The 9520-nt window shown below is 73.4% G+C and carries 8 protein-coding genes; 4 read left to right on the forward strand and 4 right to left on the reverse strand.

Going from position 1 to position 9520, the window contains the following annotated elements; translation table 11 throughout:
* The first annotated feature begins 73 nt into the window (after positions 1 to 73).
* From ACIGG8_RS37125 to ACIGG8_RS37135, 3 genes are read left to right on the forward strand one after another with little or no spacing between them, the layout of a single operon-like run.
* The gene (locus tag ACIGG8_RS37125; protein WP_396553022.1) at positions 74 to 1879 is read left to right on the forward strand and encodes a glycoside hydrolase family 36 protein; all 1806 of its coding nucleotides are present in this window, start codon (positions 74 to 76) and stop codon (positions 1877 to 1879) included.
* Between the two features lie 54 nt (positions 1880 to 1933).
* Positions 1934 to 2953 carry a LacI family DNA-binding transcriptional regulator gene (locus tag ACIGG8_RS37130; protein ID WP_396553023.1) on the forward strand — a complete coding sequence of 340 codons (1020 nt, stop codon included), beginning with the start codon at positions 1934 to 1936 and terminating at the stop codon, positions 2951 to 2953.
* Positions 2954 to 2996: 43 nt separating this feature from the next.
* Positions 2997 to 5417, forward strand: a complete 2421-nt coding sequence (locus tag ACIGG8_RS37135; RefSeq protein ID WP_396553024.1) for an RICIN domain-containing protein — start codon at positions 2997 to 2999, stop codon at positions 5415 to 5417.
* Between the two features lie 598 nt (positions 5418 to 6015).
* On the opposite strand, the gene ACIGG8_RS37140 is transcribed toward ACIGG8_RS37135, so the two are convergent.
* From ACIGG8_RS37140 to ACIGG8_RS37150, 3 genes are all read right to left on the reverse strand, one after another.
* Positions 6016 to 6495, reverse strand: coding sequence for a DUF5709 domain-containing protein (locus ACIGG8_RS37140; protein ID WP_396553025.1), 480 nt, complete (start codon positions 6493 to 6495; stop codon positions 6016 to 6018).
* Between the two features lie 51 nt (positions 6496 to 6546).
* Complete coding sequence (locus tag ACIGG8_RS37145; RefSeq protein ID WP_396553026.1) at positions 6547 to 6750, reverse strand: hypothetical protein; 204 nt, start codon at positions 6748 to 6750, stop codon at positions 6547 to 6549.
* Between the two features lie 500 nt (positions 6751 to 7250).
* Positions 7251 to 8213: a GlxA family transcriptional regulator gene (locus ACIGG8_RS37150; RefSeq protein WP_396553027.1), complete on the reverse strand. Its 963-nt coding sequence runs from the start codon at positions 8211 to 8213 to the stop codon at positions 7251 to 7253.
* Between the two features lie 70 nt (positions 8214 to 8283).
* On the opposite strand from ACIGG8_RS37150, the gene ACIGG8_RS37155 reads away from it, so the two are divergent.
* Positions 8284 to 8916 (forward strand): HD domain-containing protein, encoded by a 633-nt coding sequence (locus ACIGG8_RS37155; RefSeq protein WP_396553028.1) that lies wholly within the window; start codon positions 8284 to 8286, stop codon positions 8914 to 8916.
* Between the two features lie 354 nt (positions 8917 to 9270).
* On the opposite strand, the gene ACIGG8_RS37160 is transcribed toward ACIGG8_RS37155, so the two are convergent.
* Positions 9271 to 9474 carry a cold-shock protein gene (locus ACIGG8_RS37160; RefSeq protein ID WP_099897249.1) on the reverse strand — a complete coding sequence of 68 codons (204 nt, stop codon included), beginning with the start codon at positions 9472 to 9474 and terminating at the stop codon, positions 9271 to 9273.
* Positions 9475 to 9520 lie beyond the last annotated feature (46 nt).

Genomic DNA, 9520 nt, shown 5'->3' on the forward strand with positions numbered 1-9520 from the left:
CCCGGCCGGTCCGCGCACCGCCGCGACCGACCCGACCACCCCCTCCACCGCCCCCACTCCAGAGAGGCCCCCCGTGCAGACCGGCTCCATCGACCTCGCCGCGCTGCCCACCTTCACCCCGGACCAGTGGGAGGGCGGGACGCACGAACTCCGGTTGCACGGCACGCGGATCACCGTGCAGGCCGCGCCGGGCGCCGTCGAGGCCGCCGCCGAGGACACCGACACCGTCGTCCTCGCCGCCACGGCCGGCGCCACCGAGGTGACGATCCGTCTGGACGTCCCGCTCGGCGACGCCGCCGGCTTCTGGCACCCGAACGCCGGCTGGGAGCGCACCCTGCCGGCCGACTGGTCGCCCTGGCGCTCCGTCTCCCTGGTGGACTCCGCTCCGGCCGGCTGCCTCTTCGACACCACCGGGCGCTCCATGCTCGCCTTCGCCGCCGACCGCGTCGTCCGGCAGACCGCCGTGCGCTTCGGCGTCTCGGAGGAGCACAAGCGCTTCGGTGTCTGGCTGCGCTTCCCGCTCGCCGCCGGCGAGTCCTGCCGGGTGCGGCTCGCCGTTCCCGGGACCACCCTGGCGGCCGCCCTGCGGCAACTGCGGGACTGGTTCGGCGCCCTGCCCGGGGGCACGCCCCTGCCCACGCCCGGCTTCGGCCGGACCCCGGTCTACTCGACGTGGTACGCCTTCGCCCAGGACGTGACCGCCGCCGGGGTCGAGCGCGAGGCCGCGGTCGCGGCCGAACTGGGCTGCGGGCAGCTCTTCCTCGACGACGGCTGGCAGCTGCACGGTGACGGGCGCGGCTACGCGGGTTGCGGCGACTGGACGGCCGACCCCGGCAAGTTCCCCGACCTGCGCGCCCACGTCGAGACCGTCCGCGCGATGGGCCTGCGCTACACCGCGTGGATCGCCCCGCTGCTCCTCGGCGAGCGCTCCGCGGCCCACCGCGACTGGGCCCGGTTCGCCCCGCACCACGTCCACCGCCTCGACTGCCGGATCCTCGACCCGCGCCACGCCGAGGTCCGCGACCACGTGGTCGGCCTCTGCCGGGGCGTGGTGGCGGAGTACGGCCTGGACGGACTGAAGATCGACTTCCTGGACGAGGCCACCGCCTACGCCCTGGCCCCCGCCCCCGACCAGGCCGGCCCCGGCTACGTCGCGGATGTCGGCGAGGCGATGGCCCTGCTGCTGACCCGGCTGCGCGAGGAACTGCGCGGGCTGCGCGGCGACGACTTCGTGATCGAGCTGCGCCAGCGCTACACCGGCCCTGCCATGACGGCGTACGGCAACCTCCTGCGGGCGATCGACTGCCCGGCCGACGCGGTGGCCAACCGGGTCCGCACCCTGGACATCGCCATGCTCGCCCCCGGCGGCGCCGTCCACTCCGACATGCTGATGTGGGACCCGAACGGCGCGCCGGAGGTGCTCGCCCGCCAGATCCACGGCGCGCTCCACTCGGTGCCGCAGATCTCCGCCCGCCTCACCGAGCTCTCCGGCGCCCACCGCCGGGCGCTGGCGTTCTGGCTCTCCACCTGGCGGCGGCTCAGCCCGGCCCTGACCGGTGGCCACTACGAGCCGGGCCGGCCCGACGAGCTGTACCCGCAGGTCACCGCCCGGCACGAGGACCAGTACGTGGTCACCGCCTACGCCGACCGCCCGGTCACCCTGCCCGCGGGACCCTGGCACGCGCTCACGCTGGTCAACGCCTCGACCGCGGAGCGCCTGCTGCTGGACGTGCGCGGGACCGCTCGTCACGTCCGGATCGAGGCCTACGACGCGGCGGGCCGACCGCAGCCCGACCTCCTGATCGACCTCCCCGAGGGCCTGCACTCCGTCGCCGTGCCGACCGGCGGTCTCTGGCACGTCACCGAGGTCGCCGGATGACATAGTTACGGCCGACCGGGGACAACGATCAACCCAATCTGGGGGCAGGTAGTAGTGGAACAGGAAAAGGTCGGGATCACCGAGGTCGCCCAGCGGGCCGGGGTCAGCGTGGCCACGGTGAGCCGGGTGCTGAACCGCAAGGCCGGGGTCTCGCAGAAGACCCGGCAGGTGGTCGAGCGGGCCATGGAGGAACTCGGCTACGAGCGGGGCACCGCCACCGGTGGCATCGTCGGGGTCATCACCCCGGGGCTGTCGATCCCGATCTTCGGTGTGCTGGCCGAGCGGATCGGCCTCGCGCTGGCGCCGCACGGCCTGCGCGCCGTCGTGTGCCCCGCGCTGCCGGGAGGCGTGCAGGAGCGCGAGTTCCTCAAGTCGCTCCTCGACCTGGGCGCGAGCGGCATAGTCTTCTGTTCCGCCAGCAACACCCTGGAGAACTTCGACCCCGAGGTGCTCCAGCTCCTGGAGAACCGTCCCGTCCCCTACGTCTGCATCAACGGCCGCTTCGAGGACAGCCGCTCGGTCGCCTTCTCCACCGACGACGCCTACGCCGCGGAACTCTCGGTGCGTCACCTGCACGGGCTCGGCCACCGCCGGATCGGGATGGCCGCCGGTCCGGTCGGAAACCGCCCCGCCGACCGGAGGGTCGCCGGATTCCGGGCCGCGATGGCGGCGCTCGGCCTGGGTGAGGACGAGCAGCCGGTGGTGCACCAGACCTACTCGGTCGAAGGCGGCCAGTTCGCCGCCGAGCAGTTGCTGGCCCGGGGCGTCACCGCGGTGATCGCCGCGAGCGACCAGATGGCGCTCGGTGCGATCCGCGCGATCCGCCGCCAGGGCCTCTCCGTCCCCGAGGACGTCTCCGTGATCGGCTACGACGACGGCCCTCTCATGGAGTTCACCGACCCGCCGCTGACCACGGTGCGCCAGCCCGTGGACCGGCTCGCGGCCGAGGTCGCGCGCGGCCTGGTCGGTCTGCTGTCCGGGCACCATGTGCCGGTCGGCGAACTGATGTTCCAGCCCGAAGTCGTCGTGCGGAGCACGACCGCCCCTCACCACCCCCGACGGCCGCCCGCCTGAGGCCGCCGGGGGCGCACCTTCCACAACGATGTCGGAGGATACGTTGCCCCACCCCGTACCCCGTCGCGCCCTGCTGCGCGCGCACGCCCACCTGGGTCTGGTCTCCGTCGCCGCGAGCGCCCTCACCCTGCTGCCCGCCGGGGCGGCCCACGCCGTCGGCGATCCGGTGGTCCCCGGAAGCGCCTACACCATCGCCTCCGGGGCCACCGGCCAGTGCCTGGGCGGCAGGTGGGCGGCCACCGCCGACCTGACCCCGGTCGTGCAGCAGCCCTGTCAGGGGCTCCTGGGCCAGCGCTGGCGCCTCACCCCCAACGGCCGCGGCGGCTACACCATCTCCGACCGCTCCGCCCCGAACTCCTGCCTCAACGTCCAGGGCGGCTCCACCGCCCCTGGCGCCGCACTCATCGAGTACGCCTGCGACGGCTCCCCGAACGAACAGTTCACGCTGGAGGCCACCGCGAACGGCGCCACCCTCGTCCACCCGCAGAACAGCGCGCTCTGCCTGGACCTGCCGTACGGCGCCCCCACTCCGAACGTCCAGATCCAGCAGTACACCTGCCTCGGCGGCGCCAACCAGCAGTGGCTGCTGACCCGAGCCGACCCGCTGCTCTTCGCCAACCCGGGCTTCGAACAGGGCACCGCGGGCTGGACGTTCACCGTGCACACCGGGACCGCCGGGAACAACGCGCACCGGGGAGCCGGCCTCGCCTACCTGGACGCGGGCAGCGGCTACCGGGTCAGCCAGAGCACCACCGCGCCACAGGCGGGCAGCTACGACATCGGCGCCTGGATCGCCACCGGCGCGGCCGGGGGCACCCTGACCGTGCAGGTCAACGCGGTCGCCGTGGGAACCGTGACCGTACCCGCGCAGGCCGTCTACGCCCAGTACACCGTGCCGGGCGTACGGGTGGCCACCGGAGACACCGTCACCGTGTCCGTGGGCTCCGCACCCGGTGGATGGGTCAACGTCGACGACGTCACCGTCGCGCCGTCCGCCCCCAACAACCCGCGGATCAGCTCCTCCAACGCGACCGTCACCGCCCTCTTCGACTGGGCCCGGGCCAAGGCCAACTCCTTCGCCGCCCAGCCCGGTGCCACCGGCCCGCTCAACGCCGACGAGCGCGCCAGCGGGGGCAGCGGACAGGACACGTACGCCACCACCTACTGGGCGGGCTACCCGTACCGCTCGGCCTTCTACTCCCGGGACTTCGCCCACCAGGTGGTGGGCGCCCACCTGCTCGGCCTCGACGCGGCCAACAAGACCATGCTCCGCTCCTTCGCGTCCTCCGCAGCCGGCGCCCCGGACCACATGCCGTACTGGGCGGTCAACTTCGACGCGAAGACGCCGCTGTCGATCGACTACCACAGTCCGACCTCATTCGTCCGCGAGCTCCCGGCCGCGTTCGAGCTCACCCAGAAGATCAACGAGGCCTACGGCTGGACCGGCGACACCGACTACCTCGACGACCCGGCGCTGTCCGGATTCGTCGCGGGGACCGTCGGGCCCTACGTCACCGGGCACACCGGCCCGATCGACAACGGTGGCGTCCCGATCGCCCAGGCCACCAGCGGCGACATCTTCCAGGGCGTCGCCAGCTACAACGAGAACGGTGCCACGCTCGCCGAATCCGGCGACGCCGTGGCCTCGCAGTACCAGGCCTACCTGGCCGCCGCCGCGCTGGCGAGGGCCAAGGGGAACGCCGATGCCGCCGCCGGGCTCCAGGCCAAGGCGACCACCCTGAGGACCTACTTCAACACCAAGTGGAGCGTGGACCAGGCCGACCCGGCGCACGTCGTCCGCGCCTACGACGTCAACGGCACCGCGTACAGCGACTGGGGCAAGGAGAACTCCTGGTTCATACCGCTGAAGGGCATCATGGACCCGGGTCAGCGGCAGAACGACTACCTCGCCTGGATCGACGCCCAAGCCTCCGGGGCGGGCGCGCCCGAGAACCTCGAAGCCGCCACCTACCTGCCGGACGTGTTCTTCGCGCACAACCAGGGCGCGACCGGCTGGAAGTGGATGCAGTACGTCCACGACCGCGTCGGCGCGCCGCACAGCACCGGGCGCTTCCTCAACGGCGACTACCCCGAGATCGCCTTCACCCTGCTCGGCCAGACCGTCCAGGGCTTGCTGGGCGTCCAGCCGGACGCCGCCGGACACGCCCTCAGCACCACCTCCCGACTGCCCTCGGACATCGGCTGGCTGCAGCTCACCTCCATTCCGGTCGGCAGCGGCACGGTGACCCTGCGGCACGACGGGGTCACCAAGTCGACCCTGAGCAACACCTCCGGCACCGGCAGCCTCACCTGGACGGCCCGGTTCGCCGGCACCCACAGCGGCATCACCGTCGACGGGACGGCGCAGCCGACCCGCACCGTCACGCTCGACGGCGTCACCTACACCTACGCCACGGTCACCGTCCCAGCCGGCCGGACCTCGGTCGTCCAGGCCACCGGCTGACCGACCCCCGGCCGGCGGCGCGGCACTTCCCCCACGGTCCGCGCCCGGGCCGGGCACACGCCCGGCGGCAGTCGGGACACTGCCGCCGGGCGTCCTCCCGTTCCCCGGACCGCAGGGGCCAGGCATCCTCGCCGCCACCCTCACGGCCTGCGGCGGCGAAGGCGACGGCGACAAGGCGTCCGACACCGCCGGCCGCGCCACGACGGCCGCCGCGGGCGCGTCGGCCGCCACCCCGGCCCCCGCCCGGCCTGACAACCCCGAGGCCGGGGACCGCGCCACCTTCGTTCAGACCGGGTCGGGGTCCTGCGCAACCCGGGCCCGCCCCCGGGCGATCCGGCTGGCGCTGCCGGACCAGCTCATGGAGATCGGCGCGCTCGTGCGTCTCGACGTGCCGCCCCGTGGCCGGCGCCGGAATCTCGGGCGTTGTCGTCGTGCGGACGACCATTGCCCTCGTGCTGCACACGGACGGCTCCGTCCGGCCGACCACGACTGCTCGGCGACACCCGCCCGTGAACAGGCTGATCGCGGCGGCAAGGGCACCGACCGCCCTGGCGGACACCCGCGCAGGGCGGTCGAGCACGCGACCACGGCGCCGGCGCTACGAGGTGGTCTCGTCCTGCTCGTCCGGGACGATGTGCACTGCGGCCTCCTCCGCGCCTGCCGCGCCGCCGTCGATGCCGGCGTCAGAGGCGACGAGGCCCTTCTCCCTGTCGGGCCGGGCACCCTCGTCGGGGGCCACGAGTCGTCCCGCGCGGCGGCTGCCCACGGCCTGCGGGTCGACCGGCTCGCCCTCTCCGTCGGGCAGGTCGCCGATCCCGTCGCCCTCGTCGGGCAGGACGTCGGGCTCCTCCTGGGCGAGGCGCTGGGCCAGCGTCTCGCCGTCGCGCTGCTCGGCGGCCGTCACCCCGATCCTGTCGACGCCCAGTGGCTTCTCCGGCGGCGAGTAGCCCTCGTCGAGCAGGTCGTCGTAGTCGCGCTCGTCCAGCGCGTCGTCCAGGTCCAGGGGGGCCGCGTCCGCCTGCTCCTCCGTATCCCCGGTCGGCTGGTAGACGTCGTCGCCCATGGGTTCGTCGCTCATGTCCCACGCCTCTCCGTCGATCGCGCGCCACTGCGTGCGCAGCGGCCCGCCTCAGCTCTCGGTTGGCTGGTCGTCCTCCTGGTCGGTGGTCTCCTGCGGGTCGAGGCGCCGGCTTCTGCCCGGTTCGGCGGTGGTGGCGTCGCCCTGATCGCCGGTGTCGGGCTCACCTTCGCCACGGGGTGGGTGGAGCGGGTGCTTTTGGTCGGTGTCGTCGAGCGGAACACCACCGGCTCCGCCCTGCGGGACGTCCTCCACGGCTCCTCCTCGTCTTCCTGGGGTCCGGGTCGGCTTTGGACCGCGCCCCGGCGCGTACCCGTCCGACCGCAGCGAAACCACCCGGACCGGTCTGCGCGGCGCCGTGCTCCGGTCGTGCGCTCCGCCGCCCCCTCCGGCGGGGCCCGCCGAAATCCGGTTGACCCATCGCCGCGACGACGCTGCACGGTGGCGATGCTCGCCCTGCCGCCCGTCGCCCCGCCTCACTTGGTGGCCCCTGCACAGCCGGCCGCCAGGGACGCGACTACCGAATCCGCGTCGACCCTGCGACACTCCGTCCACCCCCGCGCGATCGGAGCAGATCACCGTCCGGCCGACACCGAGGAGATCGTCGCCACCACCCGCATCGGGCAGCCCCAGCAGGGCGAGGTGTCCTGGGTCAGCATCCCCTCTACCTCCCGCCACCGGAGGCGGCGACGACACGGCGGCGCCGCCCTCGTCGCGGATCTGCTTGGCGCCCTCGACGCCCGCATCCACGAGGGTCAGCAGCGGTTCGCCGCTGGGCCGGCTCGGAAGGTCGCCCGGTAGCCGGCCGGGGACGTGTCGACGTAACGGTGGAAGGTCGCGCGGAAGGCGGCGGGGCTGCCCAGCCCGCTCAGGCGCGCGACCTCTTCGACCGGGGTGGTCGTCGTCTCCAGGAGTTCGCGGGCCCGGTCGATGCGGGCGGCGGTCAGCCAGGCCATCGGCGAGGTGCCCGTTTCCTGCTGGAAGCGGCGGATGAACGTCCGGCGGGACATGTGTGCGCGCCGCGCGAGCTCGTCCACGCCCTGGCGGTGGGTGAGGTTGTCGAGCATCCAGGCACGAATCGGTGCAAGGTCCTCGCCGAGGGGCGCGGGCCGGAAGCGCTCGATGAACTGTGCCTGGCCGCCCGGGCGTTGGGGCGGGGCCACGAGCGATCGAGCGCGGGCGTTGGCTGCCGCGGCACCGTAGTCGCGTCGGATGACGTGCAGGCACAGATCGACGCCCGCGGTCACCCCTGCCGAGGTGAGGACGTCGCCGTCGTCGACGTAGAGCTGGTTCGGCCGGACCTCGATCGTCGGGTACAGGCGTTGCAGCGCAGCGGCATCCTGCCAGTGGGTCGTGGCCGGGCGTCCGTCCAGCAGTCCGGCGGCCGCCAGGGCGAACGCCCCCGTACAGATCGACACCATCCGCGCTCCGCGCGCGTGCGCGGAGCGCAGCGCGGCCAGCGACGCAGCGGGAACCGGAGTGTCCGGGACCTGGTAGCCGGGGACGACGACGGTGTCGGCGTCCCGCAGCGCCTCCAGCCCCGCGGAGGTGGCCACCGTGAACCCGCCGCTGCACACCGGTCCGGCCGTCGGGTCAGTGCAGACGGTGACCTGGTAGTGCGGGCCCGACCCGAAGGTCTGCACCGCGATGCCGAGATCCAGCGGCAGAACCCCGGGAAGTGCCAGCACCGCGACCCGATGCCCCTCGACAACCGACATGGCACGATCCTAGCGGTGGATGGCCCGCGTGCCACTGTCGAGGCGGCGGACCGCTTCGTAGCCTGCGCCCATGGAACTCTCACTCGACCTGCCGACCAGCCCTCTGGCCGACGCCGTCCTCTCCACCGTGCGCGCCTCGGAGGCCGCGCCGATCGTCAATCACAGCGTGCGCAGCTTCCTCTTCGCCGAGCTCCTCGCCGCCCACGAAGGATGTCTGACGGACGCCGCCTACGACCGCGACCTGCTGTTCGCCGCCACCGTCCTGCACGACGTGGGCACGGGCAGCCTCGCGAAGGGCGAGGCCCGGTTCGAGGTGGAAGGCGCGGACCTGGCGGCGGACCTGCTGCGGCAGCACGAGGTCCCCGAAGCGGACGTCGACCGCGTTTGGGAGGCGATCGCCCTGCACACCTCGCCCGGCATCGCCGAGCGCCGCGGTCTGCTGTGCCACCTCACCCGCGCAGGCGTGGTAGCCGACTTCGGCCGCAACGCGGAGATCACCGCCGGGTGGGAGGAGCGGATCCACGCCGCCTACCCCCGTCTGGCCATGGTCCGCTCGCTCGTCGACGCGATCGTGGAGCGCGCCGCCCGATCGGCCGCCGCCGCGCCCCGCTACTCGCTCGGCGGTGAACTCCTCCGCGAACGCCGGGCCGACGGTGTGACCGGTCTGGAGCTCGACACGACTGCCGCGCCCTGGGGGGAGTGAGCGGCACCGACGGGGCACCGGCTCAGGTGGATGGACGCGGCCGGGCAGGAGGCGGTCGGCGGCTCGCTGCTTCTGCCGGTCGCGCCGCAGGCCCTGGCCCTGCTGGGCCGGCTGCGGCCGGGACTGGAGCTGAACGCGGTCGCCCCTACCCCGCCACCGCGGCGGGCCCGCTTCCTCGCACCGTTCTGGGCGGCCCGGTCGGACCTTGGGTTGGCGGGCCTCCTCGTCCGTTCTCCGGTGGACGGAGCCAGGGGCCGGGGATGCGCTTGATGGAGCGATGCCGAGGGGCCCGGACCGGGCATCGTGTACTCGGTGCGGGCCCCTCGCTGCCAGGCGGGTGCCGTGGCAGAAGAACTACAGCGGACGGATGTTCTCGGCCTGCGGGCCCTTCTGGCCCTGCGTGACGTCGAACTCGACCTTCTGGCCCTCAAGCAGCTCGCGGAAGCCGTTGGCGTTGATGTTCGAGTAGTGGGCGAAGACGTCAGCGCCGCCACCGTCCTGCTCGATGAAGCCGAAGCCCTTTTCCGCGTTGAACCACTTCACAGTGCCATTAGCCATAAAAATCTCCTTTATGGGGCTGTCCGAAGCCCGCACAGTGCGGACT

This window comes from Kitasatospora sp. NPDC085464, from assembly GCF_044541955.1.
In the GTDB taxonomy this organism is placed as follows: Bacteria; Actinomycetota; Actinomycetes; order Streptomycetales; family Streptomycetaceae; genus Kitasatospora.

Coding starts and splice junctions, on each gene's coding strand:
- ACIGG8_RS37140 (WP_396553025.1), bottom strand. CDS start 6,495: ATGAGCGACGAACCCATGGGCGACGACGTCTACCAGCCGACCGGGGAT.
- ACIGG8_RS37150 (WP_396553027.1), bottom strand. CDS start 8,213: ATGTCGGTTGTCGAGGGGCATCGGGTCGCGGTGCTGGCACTTCCCGGG.
- ACIGG8_RS37160 (WP_099897249.1), bottom strand. CDS start 9,474: ATGGCTAATGGCACTGTGAAGTGGTTCAACGCGGAAAAGGGCTTCGGC.
- ACIGG8_RS37155 (WP_396553028.1), top strand. CDS start 8,284: ATGGAACTCTCACTCGACCTGCCGACCAGCCCTCTGGCCGACGCCGTC.